General features: G+C 68.9%; 15 protein-coding genes and 2 pseudogenes. 9 read left to right on the forward strand and 8 right to left on the reverse strand.

Annotated elements, in window-relative coordinates; translation table 11 throughout:
• Window positions 1–239 precede the first annotated feature (239 nt).
• Window positions 240–872: an HAD family hydrolase gene (locus ACIQNG_RS19975; protein ID WP_401486551.1), complete on the reverse strand. Its 633-nt coding sequence runs from the start codon at window positions 870–872 to the stop codon at window positions 240–242.
• A gap of 221 nt (window positions 873–1,093) precedes the next feature.
• Here ACIQNG_RS19975 and ACIQNG_RS19980 point away from each other — a divergent pair, with 221 nt between their 5' ends.
• Window positions 1,094–1,960: a GNAT family N-acetyltransferase gene (locus tag ACIQNG_RS19980; RefSeq protein WP_401437920.1), complete on the forward strand. Its 867-nt coding sequence runs from the start codon at window positions 1,094–1,096 to the stop codon at window positions 1,958–1,960.
• A gap of 241 nt (window positions 1,961–2,201) precedes the next feature.
• Here ACIQNG_RS19980 and ACIQNG_RS19985 read toward each other — a convergent pair.
• Window positions 2,202–3,348, reverse strand: a pseudogene (locus ACIQNG_RS19985) (MFS transporter); the annotation flags it as partial.
• A gap of 173 nt (window positions 3,349–3,521) precedes the next feature.
• Here ACIQNG_RS19985 and ACIQNG_RS19990 point away from each other — a divergent pair.
• Together ACIQNG_RS19990 and ACIQNG_RS19995 are read left to right on the forward strand one after the other, a co-directional pair.
• Window positions 3,522–3,980, forward strand: a complete 459-nt coding sequence (locus ACIQNG_RS19990; RefSeq protein WP_401437915.1) for a MarR family winged helix-turn-helix transcriptional regulator — start codon at window positions 3,522–3,524, stop codon at window positions 3,978–3,980.
• 44 nt (window positions 3,981–4,024) lie between these two features.
• Window positions 4,025–4,477 carry a GNAT family N-acetyltransferase gene (locus ACIQNG_RS19995; RefSeq protein WP_401486554.1) on the forward strand — a complete coding sequence of 151 codons (453 nt, stop codon included), beginning with the start codon at window positions 4,025–4,027 and terminating at the stop codon, window positions 4,475–4,477.
• A gap of 99 nt (window positions 4,478–4,576) precedes the next feature.
• Here the strand turns inward: ACIQNG_RS19995 and ACIQNG_RS20000 are convergent, their stop codons facing one another.
• Entirely contained in the window at window positions 4,577–5,959 is a 1,383-nt protein-coding gene (locus ACIQNG_RS20000) for a serine hydrolase domain-containing protein (RefSeq protein WP_401486556.1), read from the reverse strand.
• Between the two features lie 117 nt (window positions 5,960–6,076).
• Here ACIQNG_RS20000 and ACIQNG_RS20005 point away from each other — a divergent pair.
• Together ACIQNG_RS20005 and ACIQNG_RS20010 are read left to right on the forward strand one after the other, a co-directional pair.
• Window positions 6,077–6,289 (forward strand): annotated as a pseudogene (locus ACIQNG_RS20005) (NTP pyrophosphohydrolase); the annotation flags it as partial.
• A gap of 301 nt (window positions 6,290–6,590) precedes the next feature.
• Window positions 6,591–7,154: a dihydrofolate reductase family protein gene (locus tag ACIQNG_RS20010; protein ID WP_401437905.1), complete on the forward strand. Its 564-nt coding sequence runs from the start codon at window positions 6,591–6,593 to the stop codon at window positions 7,152–7,154.
• Window positions 7,155–7,194: 40 nt separating this feature from the next.
• Here ACIQNG_RS20010 and dnaB read toward each other — a convergent pair whose 3' ends face one another.
• A complete protein-coding gene (gene dnaB / locus ACIQNG_RS20015; protein ID WP_401486558.1) occupies window positions 7,195–8,670 on the reverse strand; it encodes a replicative DNA helicase in 1,476 nt (491 codons plus the stop codon).
• Between the two features lie 459 nt (window positions 8,671–9,129).
• Here dnaB and ACIQNG_RS20020 point away from each other — a divergent pair, with 459 nt between their 5' ends.
• Entirely contained in the window at window positions 9,130–10,467 is a 1,338-nt protein-coding gene (locus tag ACIQNG_RS20020; RefSeq protein ID WP_401486560.1) for an MATE family efflux transporter, read from the forward strand.
• A 157-nt stretch (window positions 10,468–10,624) separates the two neighbouring features.
• On the opposite strand, the gene rplI is transcribed toward ACIQNG_RS20020, so the two are convergent.
• The 4 genes from rplI to rpsF form a co-directional block, all read right to left on the reverse strand.
• A complete protein-coding gene (gene rplI / locus ACIQNG_RS20025; protein WP_401437897.1) occupies window positions 10,625–11,071 on the reverse strand; it encodes a 50S ribosomal protein L9 in 447 nt (148 codons plus the stop codon).
• Window positions 11,072–11,089: 18 nt separating this feature from the next.
• Window positions 11,090–11,326: a 30S ribosomal protein S18 gene (gene rpsR, locus ACIQNG_RS20030; RefSeq protein ID WP_003949403.1), complete on the reverse strand. Its 237-nt coding sequence runs from the start codon at window positions 11,324–11,326 to the stop codon at window positions 11,090–11,092.
• A 73-nt stretch (window positions 11,327–11,399) separates the two neighbouring features.
• Window positions 11,400–12,020: a single-stranded DNA-binding protein gene (locus ACIQNG_RS20035; protein WP_401486562.1), complete on the reverse strand. Its 621-nt coding sequence runs from the start codon at window positions 12,018–12,020 to the stop codon at window positions 11,400–11,402.
• 73 nt (window positions 12,021–12,093) lie between these two features.
• On the reverse strand, window positions 12,094–12,384 hold the full coding sequence (gene rpsF, locus ACIQNG_RS20040) for a 30S ribosomal protein S6 (protein WP_393803948.1): 291 nt from the start codon (window positions 12,382–12,384) through the stop codon (window positions 12,094–12,096).
• 288 nt (window positions 12,385–12,672) lie between these two features.
• On the opposite strand from rpsF, the gene ACIQNG_RS20045 reads away from it, so the two are divergent.
• The 3 genes from ACIQNG_RS20045 (at window position 12,673) to ACIQNG_RS20055 (ending at window position 15,468) form a co-directional block, all read left to right on the forward strand.
• On the forward strand, window positions 12,673–12,984 hold the full coding sequence (locus ACIQNG_RS20045) for a hypothetical protein (protein ID WP_401437891.1): 312 nt from the start codon (window positions 12,673–12,675) through the stop codon (window positions 12,982–12,984).
• A gap of 178 nt (window positions 12,985–13,162) precedes the next feature.
• Entirely contained in the window at window positions 13,163–14,284 is a 1,122-nt protein-coding gene (gene femX, locus ACIQNG_RS20050; RefSeq protein ID WP_401486564.1) for a peptidoglycan bridge formation glycyltransferase FemX, read from the forward strand.
• A 152-nt stretch (window positions 14,285–14,436) separates the two neighbouring features.
• Window positions 14,437–15,468 carry an alanine racemase gene (locus tag ACIQNG_RS20055; protein WP_401437885.1) on the forward strand — a complete coding sequence of 344 codons (1,032 nt, stop codon included), beginning with the start codon at window positions 14,437–14,439 and terminating at the stop codon, window positions 15,466–15,468.
• Window positions 15,469–15,532: the final 64 nt, after the last annotated feature.

Raw genomic sequence — 15,532 nt, forward strand, 5'->3', positions numbered from 1 at the left:
TGCACTTCCGCAACCGGAAGGTCCTAGTTCCCCGATAGAGTGGCCACTCTGCCTATTCAACCGTTAGCACAACCCGCGCGGACAAGAATGGTCAGAATGTGACATTGGCCGCAGAATTCGGATCGGCGTTCCCTTCTCGCACGAGAACCGGAGTCGACCATACCGGCCATCGCCGGGCGCACAAGTACCCCCCGGCACCCACGCAACATCCCCACGGAACGAATCACCGGTTCCATCAACTACCGGGCTTCACGAACCAATTCATAGGCATCCCATAGATCTTTCCCCGTGTACGTGTGGGTCGCGAGGCCGGTCAGATACCGGTCCGCGTTCATCGCGACCGACATCGGAACCGCGCCGAACAGATCCGTGTCCGACAGTGAATCCCCGTACGCGACACAGTCGGCCCGGGTGACCCCGAACTGCTCGCACAGCCGGTCCGCGATCTGGACCTTCGCCGCCGCACTGAGGATTCCCGTGGGATCCAGCGGCTCGACGAACGGCACCGCGGGGAAACGGGATCCGTACGCCGCATGCGCTCCCCACCCCGTCAGCCGTTCCACGAAGAAGGACGGCGAGAGCGAAATGACGGCACAGTAGTCCCCCGTCCGTCTGATCTCGGCCCAGACCTCTCGAATCCGGGCCAGCCAGGGCGCCCCCTCGAAAGCCACCGCCACCTGTGGGTCGGTGAGTTCCGCCCACAGCGCGTAGATCCGCACGGCATACTCCGGCGGACCGATCAGCCCCGTCGCGATCTCCCGTTCCAACGCCGCCGTCTCGGCCTCCAGGCCGAGTTGCCGAGAGATCTCCAGGGGAGCGGTCGTGCCGTACAGCAGCGTTCCATCGAGATCGAACAGATGCAGTCTCGCCATGACGCCGAGGCTAGCCGGACCCGGTCCCCCACCCCGTCCCGCCGTCCTCCTTGCCCTGTGCCCGCGCCCTCCGGGCGCCTCCCGCCGTTCCCCGGTGTTTCACGTGAAACACGCTTTCCCGGTGAACTCACTACCCCTCGCGCCCCGGCATGGCCAAATGCCCCCACGTGTCAGTCGAAACAGGTGGACGACAGGGCCGCGCGTCGGACAGCCTGACCTGCGTGCCGACCACTTCGCTCGCCGATCTGCCCATCCGCCGTCTGACCCGTCGCGATCTCCAGGACTGCGCCGACTTGTCCGAGGACAGGGGGTGGCCACGCGAGGAGCACAAGTGGGGCCTCCTTCTCTCCGCCGGGCAGGCGTACGGCATCGACGACCCCGGCGGCGGTCTCGTCAGCGCCTGTGTCGTCACGGAGTACGGTCCGCACGGCCGACCCGATCTCGCGGCCATCGGCATGGTGCTCGTCGCCGAGCGGTACGCCCGGCAGGGCGTCGGACGCCGACTGATGCGCCACATCGTCACCGAGATGGGGACGACGCCCCTGACCCTGCACGCGACTCCGAACGGACGCCCGCTCTACGAGGAACTGGGCTTCAAGGCCACCGGCCGGGCCGAGATGCTGCGCGGGCGCTTCACCCCCGGCGGCCCGGTGCCCGGGGTCGCCACCCGGGCGGCCACCGCGGAGGACATCGCCGCGCTGCTCCGTCTGGACGAGGAGGTGTTCGGCACCGATCGCACCCACCTCATCACCCGGCTGCCCGCCTTCGCCGACCAGTTGCGGGTGGCCGAGGAGAAGGGCCGGATCATCGGCTACGCGGGCGCCTGGCCCAACATGGACACCCAGGTCGTCGGGCCGCTGATCGCACGGGACACCGAGACGGCCAAGGCCCTCATCGCCTCCCTCGCCGCCCACACCGACCGGCCGCTCCGCACCGACATCGACGTACGGCACACCGAACTGCTGGCCTGGGCCAAGGAGCGCGGCCTGATGTCGGTGGCCTTCAACGTGGTGATGACGTACGGGATCTCAGCCCTGCCCGGCGACTGGAGCCGCCGCTTCGCGCCGCTGACGGTGGCCGCGGGATGAAACACCTACCGGCGCCGGTTCCCCTGGACCGGCGCCGGGCTCTGGCGCCCGGCTCAGCGCCGCGCCGACCCCGCAGCCGCCCGCCCTGCCGAGCCTGACGCCGGTCCCGAGCCCCTCAAGCCCGCTACCGAGCCCGACCCCAACGCCGCTTCCGGCCCCGTTCCCGGGCCCGCCGTGACCGCGTCGGGCCCGCCCGCAGCAGTCCCCGTTCCTCGCTCGGCGGGATCTTCCACCCGGCCGCGCTCGGTACGACGCTCCAGCGCCGCCGACACCACCGCGAGGAGCAGTGCGGCGGCGGCGAGCAGGCCGCCGACCCAGTTCGGGGCGGTGTAGCCGAGGCCGGCGGCGATGACGGCCCCGCCGAGCCAGGCGGCGAGCGCGTTGCCCAGGTTGAAGGCACCGATGTTCATCGCGGAGGCGAGTGTCGGGGCGCCGTGGGCCTGGTCGAGGACGCGCTTCTGGAGCGGCGGGACGGTGGCGAAGCCGAGCGCGCCGATCAGGAACACGCTGACGGCCGAGAGCACCTTGTCGTGCGCGGTGAGCGTGAAGAGCCCGAGGACGACGGCGAGGGCGCTCAGGGAGACGTAGAGCATGGGCATCAGCGCGCGGTCGGCGTACCGGCCGCCGACCAGGTTGCCGCCGACCATGCCGAGGCCGAAGAGGACCAGCAGCCAGGTCACGGAGCCGTCGGCGAAGCCCGCGACCTCGGTCATCATCGGCGCGATGTAGGTGCTGGCGGCGAAGACCCCGCCGAAGCCGAGGACCGTCATCGCCATGGCGAGCAGCACCTGGACGTTCCGGAAGGCGGCGAGTTCGTGGCGCAGATGTACGCCTTCGGGCTTGGGCAGATCGGGGACGAGGCGGGCGATACCGGCGAGGCCGATGACACCGAGGGCGGCGACGACGGCGAAGGTGACACGCCAGCCGACGGACTGGCCGATCAGGGTGCCCAGCGGTACTCCGACGACGTTGGCGACGGTCAGTCCGGTGAACATCATCGCGATGGCACCGGCCTTCCTGTCCGGGGCGACCAGTTCCGCGGCGACGACCGAGCCGATGCCGAAGAAGGCGCCGTGCGCCAGGGAGGCCACCACCCGGCCGGCCAGCATCAGACCGAACGCGGGGGCGAGGGCGGAGAGCAGGTTGCCGACGATGAAGAGCCCCATCAGCAGCATCAGCATCCGCTTGCGGGACACCTTGGTGCCGAGGACGGTCATCAGCGGGGCGCCGAGCACCACGCCCAGCGCGTAGCCGGTCACCAGGAGTCCGGCCGTGGGAATGGAGACGCCGAAGTCGGCGGCGACCTCGGGCAGCAAGCCCATGATCACGAATTCGGTCGTGCCGATTCCGAAAGCCCCGATCGCGAGGGCCAGAAGTGCCAGAGGCATGGAGAGGACCTTCCAGGTCAGTGCGAATGATCTTCTGCGCCCACCTCATTGCAGGCACGCTTAACCTGCGTCCACATTAATTGCACACGCGCTATATTTGCAAGCGCGGGATATTGCGGGTCTGCTTTATCCTGGCCTCAGCGCTCCGGCGCTCCGGGACGGAGGAAACGCCCATGACAGCCACGGACCCCGCACTCACCGCCCTCGCCCAGGGCTGGTGCGCTCTCTCCCTGCTGCACGACAGGATCGCGGCGCACATCGAGCGCGCCCTGCAGTCCGGGCACGGACTGAGCGTGCGTGAGTACTCCCTGCTGGATGTGCTCAACCGACAGCACGAGGGCGAGGGGGGCCATCTCCAGATGAAGCAGGTCGCCGACGCGGTCGTGCTCAGCCAGAGCGCCACCACACGGCTGGTCACCCGGCTGGAGGACCGCGGACTGCTGGAGCGCTATCTGTGCCCGACCGACCGTCGCGGCATCTACACCAACGTCACGGAGATCGGCCGCAAGCTCCTGAAGGAGGCGCGGCCGACGAACGACGTGGCGTTGCGCGAGGCCCTGGACCAGGCGTCCCAGGACCCTGAGCTGGCCCCGCTCGTCCGGGTCGTCGAGTCCCTCAAGGTACCGGCGTAGAGCGAGGCGGGCCGCGGGAACAGGGTCCGCGTAGGGTGCCGGGCATGGGAGATCTTGAGATACGCCGTGCCACAGCCGAGGACGTCCCCCCGATCGTCGCCATGCTCGCGGACGACCCGCTGGGCGCGCAGCGCGAGTCGCCGGACGATCCGGCCCCGTATCTGACGGCGTTCGAGCGCATCGACGCCGACCCGAACCAGCATCTCGTCGTCGCCGTCCGCGAAGGCCGGGTGATCGGCACCCTCCAGCTCACGATCGTCCCGGGGCTCTCCCGCCAGGGTGCCACCCGGTCGATCATCGAGGGCGTACGGGTCCACGCCGACGAGCGCGGCAGCGGGCTCGGCACACGGTTCATCGAGTGGGCGGTCGAGGAGTCGCGTCGGCAGGGGTGCCAACTGGTCCAGCTGACATCGGACGCGACACGTACGGATGCGCACCGCTTCTATGAGCGGCTGGGGTTCACGGCCTCGCATCTGGGGTTCAAGCTCCAGCTGTGACGGGGCGGTGTTTCACGTGAAACACCGCCCCGCACTTGAGCGCACTCAGGAATGTCCCACGGCCTCACGGCATCGTCCCGGTGCGCTCGCGACGCTCCGTCAGCCGATCCCCCGCCACCCCTCCGGGTCCACGCCACCCGGTACCGGCGCGGTCTCGTCGTACGGCTGACGTGTGAACATGAACGAGCCGAGGTCGAGATGGCTCACCGAACCGTCGGACCGTCGGACGACCTGCAACCGCTCTCCCGCGAAGTAGCTCTCCAGACCGGTCCAGGTGCCGTCCCCGTTGGACCGGAAGTGTGAGTGGCGGCCTCCGTTCGTGAGCGGGCCCAGGGAGATCGCCCCGTCGGCGACCCGCAGGGCGAAGCCGTTGGTCCCCCAGTACCACGGGCCGGCCAGCTCCAGCAGCGCCGGATCGACCTCGCTCAGGGGCCGCCACGGCTCGGGGATGCGGGGCTCCGCCTCGGCGACGATCCGGACGAGGTCGGCGCCGATGACGGAGGTGTACGGACCCGAAGTGCAGTTGGTGAGGACGACGGCGGCCACGTCGTCCTCCACGCTGATGCTGAGGTTCGCGAGGAAGCCCGGCACCGAGCCCGAGTGCCCGATGATGAGGCGCCCGTCGTGATCCTGAACCTGGAGCCCGAGGCCGTAACTGCTGCCGCCCACGACGTCCGCCACCTCACCAGGACTCGCGGGGACCCGCATCTCCCGCGCACTCTCCGCACTCAGCACACGGTCGTCCCCGAACGCCAGGAAGACCGCGAACCGGGCCAGGTCGGCGGCGGTGGACCACAACTGGCCGGCCGGAGCCATCACTCCGTAGTCCTCGGCGGGCTCGGGGAGCAGCGCATCGGCCCACGGATGGACGGCCCAGCCGCTCGCGTGCGGGGCCTGCGGCAGGCCGCTCGTACGGTCCAGCCCGAGCGGTTCGAGCACCTCGCTGCGCAACACCTGCTCCCAGGGCGCACCGCGCAGCTTCTCCACGAGCGAACCGAGCACGGAGTAGCCGGTGTTGGAGTAGTGGAAGCGGCGGCCCACGGGGTGCAGGAAGGGCTGTTCGCCCAGGGCGTCGCTCAACGCGGGGCGCAGCGAGCCCGGGCTGCGCTCCCACCAGGGGGCGGGGGACTCGGCGACCAGTCCGCTGGTGTGCGCGAGCAGTTGGGAGATGGTGACCTCGCCCACGCCGGTGCCGGGCAGGTGCTTGTCCAGCGGGTCGCCGAGGTCCAGCAGTCCCTCGTCCCGCAGCCGCATCACGAGGACCGCCGTGAACGTCTTGGTGATGGAGCCGATCCGGTACTGCACGTTCTCGTCCGGGGTCCGACCGTCCACGGAACTGCGCGCCCCGGCCCATACGATCCGCCCGCCCCGCACGACCGCCCCCACCATCGAGGGCGCCCGCCCTTCGGCCTGGCCGACGGCGAGCCGGTGCAGCAGCGCGCGACGCGTCTGGGGGAGCAGTTCTTCGTGAGGTGTCGTCATGACCCCAGTCCACCTGCCGAGGCGCTCTACGTCGAGTGCATTCGTCTGCGCTGGACGGTGTGCTTGGTCTCCTAGGTCATGCGTGAGGTTCTACGGCTGCTCTGCCACCGTGTCTCCGTGAGCGAACGCGTCGAACGGGTGGACGAGCAGGACCGGGTTCTGGGGGTCGTGGACCGGGCCGAGGCCATCCGCCGAAGGTGGCTGCATCGCATCGCGACGATCGTGTGCCGCGACCCCGAGGGCCGCGTCCTCGTCCACCGGCGCCCCGACGACGCGGCCCTCTTCCCGGGCGGGCACAACTGGATGCTCGGCGGCGCGGTGGGAGCAGGCGGTCCCCCGCGGACCAAGGGCCGCTGATTCCCGCGCACAGGCTCCTGCGGGGAGTCGAGAACCGCGCGAGAAGCGGGCACCCGACTTGGCCCTTGGGGCGGGGCCGAGAGGGGAACTACGTCGACTGCTGGACCTCTCCACCGATCCCGTCAGCGAGCGAGAATCATCGGACGGCAGTCGTCATCACTGCGGCCGAGCCACCGGGCACGAGGACTGCATGCGGCGTCAGATCGCACACCGATGATTTTCCCTCGCCGCGCCGGTCTGTACCCGGGAGACGGACTCACGGAAGGCTGGAGCCATGCGGAAATTGATCTACGGCATGAACCTGAGCCTGGACGGCTACATCGCGGCGCCCGGCGACGACATCGGCTGGAGCGTGCCGAGCGACGAGCTGTTCCAGTTCTGGTCCGACCAGTTGCAGGCGACCGAACTGTCGCTGTACGGGCGCAAGCTGTGGCAGACGATGAGCTCCTACTGGCCGACCGGCGACCAGCGGCCCGACGCCACCCCGGCGGAGATCGCGTTCGCGCACCGCTGGCGGGACATGTCGAAGGTGGTCTTCTCCTCCACGATCGACAAGGTCGACTGGAACTCCCGCCTGGTCACCGGCGACGCGGTCGCCGAGATCACCCGGCTCAAGGCCGAGGACGGCGGCCCGATGGACATCTGCGGCGCGACGCTCGCCGGGGCGGCCATGCGGGCCGGGCTGATCGACGAGTACCTGCTGGCCACCGCCCCGGTCCTGGTGGGCGGCGGCACGCCGTTCTTCTCCGCGCTGGACAGCTGGGTGAACCTGAACCTGGTGGAGACCCGGACGTTTCCCGACGGCGTGGTCCTGACCAGGTACGAGACGAGGCGCTGAGCGCCCGTCCGGCCGTCACGGGCCCCGTACGTACGGTCCGTCACGTCTGGGCCATGTCCACGAAGCGTGAGTAGTGGCCCTGGAACGCGACCGTGATTGTCGCCGTGGGGCCGTTTCGGTGCTTGGCCACGATCAGGTCGGCCTCGCCCGCGCGGGGGGACTCCTTCTCGTAGGCGTCCTCGCGGTGCAGCAGGATGACCATGTCCGCGTCCTGCTCGATGGAGCCGGACTCACGGAGGTCGCTGACCATCGGCTTCTTGTCGGTGCGCTGCTCGGGGCCACGGTTCAGCTGGGAGAGCGCGATGACCGGGACCTCCAGCTCCTTGGCGAGGAGCTTGAGGTTACGGGACATGTCGGAGACCTCCTGCTGACGGCTCTCGGCGCGCTTGGAGCCGCCGGACTGCATCAGCTGGAGGTAGTCGATGACGACAAGGCGCAGGTCGTTGCGCTGCTTGAGGCGCCGGCACTTGGCGCGGATCTCCATCATCGACAGGTTCGGCGAGTCGTCGATGTACAGCGGCGCCGCGGACACGTCCGGCATCCGGCGGGCCAGTCGCGTCCAGTCCTCGTCGGTCATCGTGCCGGAGCGCATATGGTGCAGGGCCACCCGCGCCTCCGCCGACAGCAGACGCATCGCGATCTCGTTGCGCCCCATCTCCAGCGAGAAGATGACGCTCGGCAGATTGTTCTTGATCGAGGCCGCGCGGGCGAAGTCCAGCGCGAGGGTGGACTTACCCATGGCGGGACGGGCCGCGATGACGATCATCTGGCCCGGGTGGAGTCCGTTGGTGAGCGAGTCGAAGTCGGTGAAGCCGGTCGGCACCCCGGTCATCTCGCCACTGCGGGATCCGATCGCCTCGATCTCGTCGAGCGCGCCCTCCATGATGTCGCCGAGCGGAAGGTAGTCCTCGCTGGTCCGCTGCTCGGTGACCGCGTAGATCTCTGCCTGCGCCCGGTTGACGATCTCGTCCACGTCGTCGTCGGCGGCGTATCCCATCTGGGTGATGCGCGTGCCGGCCTCCACCAGACGCCGCAGCACCGCGCGCTCATGGACGATCTCCGCGTAGTACTCGGCGTTGGCCGCCGTCGGCACCGTCTGCACCAGGGTGTGCAGATACGACGCCCCGCCCACCTTGTTGATCTCGCCGCGCTTGGTGAGTTCCGCGGCGATCGTGATCGGGTCGGCCGGCTCGCCCTTGGCGTAGACGTCGAGGATGGCCTGGTAGATCGTTTCGTGGGCCGGTTTGTAGAAGTCGTGGCCCTTGAGGATCTCCACGACGTCGGCGATGGCGTCCTTGGAGAGCAGCATGCCGCCGAGCACGGACTGTTCGGCGTTGAGATCCTGCGGCGGAACCCGCTCGAAGGAGGGCCCCGCGCCGTCCCACTCCCCGCTGTCGCGGCCCCGGTCATGCTGTTCGTCGCGTCCCCGCGCTCCCTCGCCGCGGCGCCGGGAAGGCAGACGATCCCCTGGACCGCTGTCGGCCCACGGGTCGTCCAAGGGCTCGGAAATGCTCACCGAGCCACCTCCTCCCGTCCGCCCAGCGGACCTCGCCGTGCCTCTCTTTTCTACGGCACGGCACTGACAAATGAGAGCCCCGGCTCCGGTACTGGCGCGTCGGTTTTATGACGGTTCATCAGCGGTCGGAAGGAGTGGGTGCCGGACCACGTTAGGCCCCCCGGCACCGTCAGCCAATCTGGTTATCCACAGGCCATGTGGACGACGGCCCGGATGCTGTGGAGAACTCGCCGAAACCTGTGCACGACCCGGTGGACAGCCCTGTGAACAAGCCTGACCACTTTCGGCGGGATCAGTCCTGACCTGGCCTTTCACCGTCCACCGGCTGTGCAGAAGAAAAACTTTCCCGGTCGGCCCAAGATCATTGCGGCCTCCGTGGGAGAACCTGCGCCACACTTCCACAAGTAAGGGTTGCACTTGCTTTGCATCTCTTACCTGTGGACGGTTACATTGATGCGCATGACACAGGCTCCCGCGAGACCCAAAGCTGCCCGGAGACAGCACGACCGCGAGATCGTCGCGCTGGCCGTCCCGGCCTTCGGTGCACTCGTCGCCGAGCCTCTCTTCGTCATGGCCGACAGCGCGATCATCGGCCACCTCGGCACCGCTCAACTCGCCGGTCTCGGTGTGGCCTCCGCCCTCCTCATGACCGCGGTGAGCGTCTTCGTCTTCCTCGCCTACGCCACCACCGGCGCCGTCGCCCGCCGGGTCGGTGCCGGTGACCTCCAGTCCGCCATCCGCCAGGGCATGGACGGCATCTGGCTGGCCCTGCTCCTCGGCGCCCTCGTCGTGGCCGTCGTCCTGCCCACCGCGCCGAACCTCGTGGAACTCTTCGGCACCTCGGACACCGCCGCCCCCTACGCCATCACCTATCTGCGGATCTCGTCGCTCGGCATCCCGGCCATGCTGGTCGTCTTCGCCGCCAGCGGTGTACTGCGCGGACTCCAGGACACCCGGACCCCGCTCTACGTCGCCGGCGCCGGCTTCGTCACCAACGGCGTACTGAACGTCGTCCTGGTCTACGGCGTCGGGCTCGGCATCGCCGGATCCGCCTGGGGGACCGTCATCGCCCAGTGCGGAATGGCCGCCGCCTATCTCTTCGTCGTCATCCGGGGAGCCCGTCGGCACGGAGCCTCACTGCGACCCGACGCCACCGGGATACGCGCCTCCGCACAGGCCGGCGTACCACTGCTGGTCCGCACGCTCTCGCTCCGCGCGATCATGATGATCGCCACCGCCGTCGCCGCCGGTCTCGGTGACGCCGATATCGCCGCCCACCAGATCATCCTCTCCCTGTGGAACCTGATGGCCTTCGCCCTCGACGCCATCGCCATCGCCGGACAGGCCATCATCGGGCGATATCTCGGCGCCGGAGACACCGAGGGGGCCCGTCGCGCCTGTCGCCGCATGGTGGAGTGGGGCCTGGCCGTGGGACTCGGTCTCGGTGTGCTGGTGGTGTTGGCCCGCCCGCTGCTGCTTCCCCTGTTCACCAGCGACGCCGCCGTCAAGGACACGGCGCTGCCCGCCCTCATCGTCGTAGCCCTCACCCAGCCCCTGTGCGGGGTGGTCTTCGTCCTGGACGGTGTGCTGATGGGAGCGGGCGACGGACCCTACCTCGCCTGGGCCATGCTGCTGACCCTCGCGGCCTTCGCCCCGCTGGCCCTCCTGGTCCCCACCCTCGGTGGCGGCCTCACAGCCCTCTGGCTGACGCTGACCCTGATGATGTCCCTGCGCCTGCTCACTCTCTGGCTCCGCACCCGCTCCGGCCGCTGGATGGTCACCGGCGCCACCCGCTGAACCCATGGCGGCACCGAGTCCCGTTTCACGTGAAACATCCGCCGAACATCCGCCGCCGAGAAAGCACGCGAAGAGGGCCGCACCCCAGGGGATGCGGCCCTCTTCTCAGCTGTTCTGGCCGGGCACGAGGGCGCGGCCGGTCAAGCCGATCGCGGTGTCACGCCGCGACGACCTCGATGTTGACCTTCGCGGCCACCTCGGGGTGCAGACGCACGGACGTCTCGTGGGCGCCCAGGGTCTTGATCGGGGCGCCCAGCTCGATGCGGCGCTTGTCGACCTCAGGGCCACCGGCGGCCTTGATCGCCGAAGCGACGTCGGCCGGGGTGACGGAGCCGAAGAGCCGACCGGCGTCGCCGGAGCGGACGGCCAGACGGACCTTCACGCCCTCAAGCTGGGCCTTCACGGAGTTGGCCTGCTCGATGGTCTGGATCTCGTGGATCTTGCGCGCACGACGGATCTGCGCGACGTCCTTCTCGCCACCCTTGGTCCAGCGGATCGCGAACTTCCGCGGGATCAGGTAGTTGCGAGCGTAACCGTCCTTGACGTCGACGACGTCGCCCGCGGCACCGAGGCCGGAGACCTCGTGGGTGAGGATGATCTTCATGATTCGGTCACCCTTCCCTTAGCGCGCAGTCGACGTGTAGGGCAGCAGCGCCATCTCACGGCTGTTCTTCACGGCCGTGGCGACGTCACGCTGGTGCTGCGTGCAATTGCCGGTCACGCGGCGGGCACGGATCTTGCCGCGGTCGGAAATGAACTTCCGCAGCATGTTCGTGTCCTTGTAGTCCACGTACGTGACCTTGTCCTTGCAGAAAGCGCAGACCTTTTTCTTCGGCTTGCGCACAGGCGGCTTCGCCATGGTGTTTCTCCTGTGTGATCAAGAAGTGTGGGGTACGACCCCGCCTCCGACCACGGGCACAAGGCCCGGGGTACTAGAAGGGGGGCTCGTCCGAGTAGCCGCCGCCACCGCCGCCGCCGGAGCCGCCGGAACCGCTGGAGCCACCGCCCCAGCCACCGCCGCCGCCGGAGCCCTGGTTGCCGCCACCGGCGGGAGCGCCGGTCGCCCAGGGGTCGTCGGAGGGAGCGCCGCCGCCCTGCTGGCCGCCACCGGAGCCTCCGCCCCAGCCGCCGCCCTGCTGGCCGCCGCCACCACCGCCGCCGAACCCGCCGCCACCCTGGCCACCGCGACCGCTGGTCTTGGTGACCTTGGCCGTGGCGTTGCGCAGGCTGGGGCCGACTTCCTCGACGTCCAGCTCGTAGACCGTGCGCTTGACTCCCTCACGGTCCTCATAGGACCGCTGCTTCAGCCGGCCCTGCACGACGACGCGCATGCCTCGCTGGAGCGACTCGGCGACGTTCTCCGCCGCCTGACGCCAGACCGAGCAGGTCAGAAAGAGGCTTTCGCCGTCCTTCCACTCGTTGGTCTGACGGTCGAAGGTGCGGGGAGTGGACGCGACACGGAACTTCGCGACGGCCGCACCGGACGGGGTGAAGCGCAGCTCGGGGTCATCGACAAGATTGCCGACGACCGTGATGACGGTCTCGCCTGCCATGGGTGAACCTCTCGGCGGGTTTGCTGCTGGCTGCTTGCTGCTACTCGAAACCCGAGATCAGCTGAGCGGAAGCTCAGTGGGTCTCGGGGCGGAGGACCTTGGTCCGGAGGACCGACTCGTTCAGGTTCATCTGGCGGTCGAGCTCCTTGACGACCGCAGGCTCCGCCTGCAGGTCGATGACCGAGTAGATGCCCTCGGGCTTCTTCTTGATCTCGTACGAGAGACGACGACGGCCCCAGGTGTCGACCTTCTCGACCTTTCCGCCGCCATCACGGACGACAGAGAGGAAGTTCTCGATCAGCGGGGAGACAGAGCGCTCCTCGATCTCGGGGTCGAGGATGACCATCACCTCGTAGTGACGCATGTGGAACCCACCTCCTTTGGACTCAGCGGCCACGGTCGCTCCGTGGCAGGAGGGTTGTGATGCGTACGCAACGGTATCGGCCGCCACTGACAATCAGAGGCCGTGGGCGGCGCCCCCGTCCGGCCCGGGCGGTGTGCCCTGGCTCCGGACTGGGCAGACACCGGTGCAGACGGTACAGACTACCCGCACACCCGCGTCCGGTTGAAATCCGGCCGGGAGCGCCGACAATCTGTACACAAAGGGTGTGTATGGCGCTACGATGCGCCGCCCTCTCGCAGGAGGTGCCCGATGGCACAGGCAATGCGACCCACCACCGGCGGCTCTCTCTTGGCCACCGACGGCAAATCCCACCCGCTCCAGGACACCCTGCTCGCGGTGACCCTGGTGCTCGGGCTGGTCTCCTTCATCACGGCGCAGTTCCACAGCCTCCATCTGCTCAGCTCCTGGGCGGGCCTGGTGGGCATCATCACCGGCGGCTACGGACAGTGGGTCTCGGTGACCACCCGTGAGCGCTTCGGGCTGATCCTGGGGCTCGGCTTCTCCGCCGTGGGCTTCTTCCTCGGCATGGCGCACGGTGGTCTGTTCGGCGGAGTCTTCTGACCCGTCCGGACCGGCTTCCGAAACCACCACAACACGCCCTCGCGCGCCCCGGCGCTCCTCGGGTCGGGGCGAAGGTCGTGTACGCCCAGTCAGGCGGAAGGCACCGGGCAGTAGGCTTCGGCGCGAGAGCCGGAGCCCCTGTACCCATGGGGACACACCAGCCCGAGGAGCGCCCCGAATGAGCCTGACACTGAGGACCATCAGCCGTGAGCAGCATCTGGCATACATCCAGAACCTGCCGGCGGCTAGTCACATGCAGGTCCCGGCCTGGGCCGATGTCAAGGCGGAGTGGCGCTCGGAGAGCCTCGGTTGGTTCGACGACCGCACCGGCGAACTCGTCGGCGCGGGCCTGGTCCTCTACCGCCAGCTCCCCAAGATCAAGCGCTACCTCGCCTATCTCCCCGAGGGCCCGGTCATCAACTGGTTCGCGCCGAACCTGGACGACTGGATCCAGCCGATGCTGGCCCATCTGAAGCAACAGGGCGCCTTCTCCGTGAAGATGGGGCCGCCGGTGATCATCCGGCGCTGGGAGGCCACCTCCATCAAGAGGGGCATCCAGGACCCGGACGTGAAGCGGCTGCGTGACATCGAGGCCGACTTCATCGAGCCGCGCGCCTTCGAGGTCGCCGACAAGCTGCGCCGGATGGGCTGGCAGCAGGGTGAGGACGGCGGGGCCGGCTTCGGCGACGTACAGCCCCGGTACGTCTACCAGGTGCCGCTGGCCAACCGGTCGCTGGAAGAGGTGCACAAGAACTTCAACCAGCTCTGGCGGCGCAACATCAAGAAGGCCGAGAAGGCCGGCGTCGAGGTCGTCCAGGGCGGCTATCACGACCTTGAGGAATGGCAGCGGCTGTACGAGATCACGGCCGTGCGCGACCACTTCCGGCCGCGCCCGCTGTCGTACTTCCAGCGCATGTGGTCGGCCCTCAACTCCGAGGACCCCAACCGCATGCGGCTGTACTTCGCCCGCCACAACGGCGTGAACCTCTCCGCGGCGACCATGCTCATCGTCGGCGGCCATGTCTGGTACTCCTACGGCGCCTCCGACAACATCGGGCGGGAGGTCCGGCCCTCGAACGCGATGCAGTGGCGGATGCTGCGCGACGCCTACGCGCTCGGCGCCACCGTGTACGACCTGCGCGGCATCTCCGACTCGCTGGACGAGTCCGACCACCTCTTCGGTCTGATCCAGTTCAAGGTGGGCACGGGCGGGCAGGCTGCCGAGTATCTCGGCGAGTGGGACTTCCCGCTCAACAAGCTGCTCCACAAGGCACTCGACATCTACATGTCGCGCCGCTGACCCCCGTCGCACCACTGGAACACATCGCGCCGCTGACACAGGTCGCGTCGCCGAGTCCGGAACATCTGTTTCCATAGCACTCACACTTCTGCTACACCGCAAGTCCACACCTCTGATACACCGCAGCCCCGAGAAAGGTTCCAGGTCCGGCCATGGCGCTCACGCTCTACGTCGACACTGCGCGCTGGCGGGCGCACCACAAGCACGTGCACGAGCAGTTCCCGGGGCTCGTCCCGGTCTGCAAGGGCAACGGCTACGGCTTCGGGCACGAGCGGCTGGCGGAGGAGGCCACCCGGCTGGGCGCGGACGTGCTCGCCGTCGGCACCACCTACGAGGCCGCGCGCATCAAGGATTTCTTCGGCGGCGACCTGCTGGTGCTGACGCCGTACCGGCGCGGTGAGGAGCCGGTGCCACTGCCGGACCGGGTCATCCGCTCGGTGTCCTCGATCGACGGCGTGTACGGCCTCGTGGGCGCGCGGGTGGTCATCGAGGTGATGTCCACGATGAAGCGCCACGGCATCAGCGAGCAGGACCTGCCGCAGCTCCACGCCGCCATAGAGAACGTCCGCCTGGAGGGCTTCGCCATCCATCTGCCGCTGGACCGCACGGACGGCTCCGACGCCGTCGAGGAGGTCATCGGGTGGATGGACCGGCTGCGCGCGGCCCGGCTGCCGCTGCACACGATGTTCGTCAGCCATCTGAAGGCCGATGAACTCGCCCGGCTCCAGCAGCAGTTCCCGCAGACCCGGTTCCGCGCCCGTATCGGTACCCGGCTGTGGCTCGGCGACCACGACGCCACCGAGTACCGCGGCGCCGTCCTGGACGTCGCCCGGGTCGCCAAGGGCGAACGCTTCGGCTACCGGCAGCAGAAGACCGCGTCCGACGGCTTCCTGGTGGTCGTGGCGGGCGGAACGTCGCACGGGGTGGGGCTGGAGGCCCCCAAGGCCCTGCACGGCGTCATGCCGCGCGCCAAGGGCGTCGCCCGGGCCGGCCTCGCCACGGTCAACCGGAACCTCGCGCCGTTCGTCTGGGGCGGCAAGCAGCGCTGGTTCGCCGAGCCCCCGCACATGCAGGTGTCGATCCTGTTCGTGCCGTCGGACGCCCCCGAGCCGAAGGTCGGCGACGAGCTGGTGGCCCATCTGCGGCACACCACCACCCAGTTCGACCGCATCGTGGACCGCTGACCGGCACCCGGACCACCCGCACCCGCACCCGCACCCGGACAGCCGAAAGGGCCGTACGCGCATC

This window comes from Streptomyces sp. NPDC091377, from assembly GCF_044757045.1.
In the GTDB taxonomy this organism is placed as follows: Bacteria; Actinomycetota; Actinomycetes; order Streptomycetales; family Streptomycetaceae; genus Streptomyces.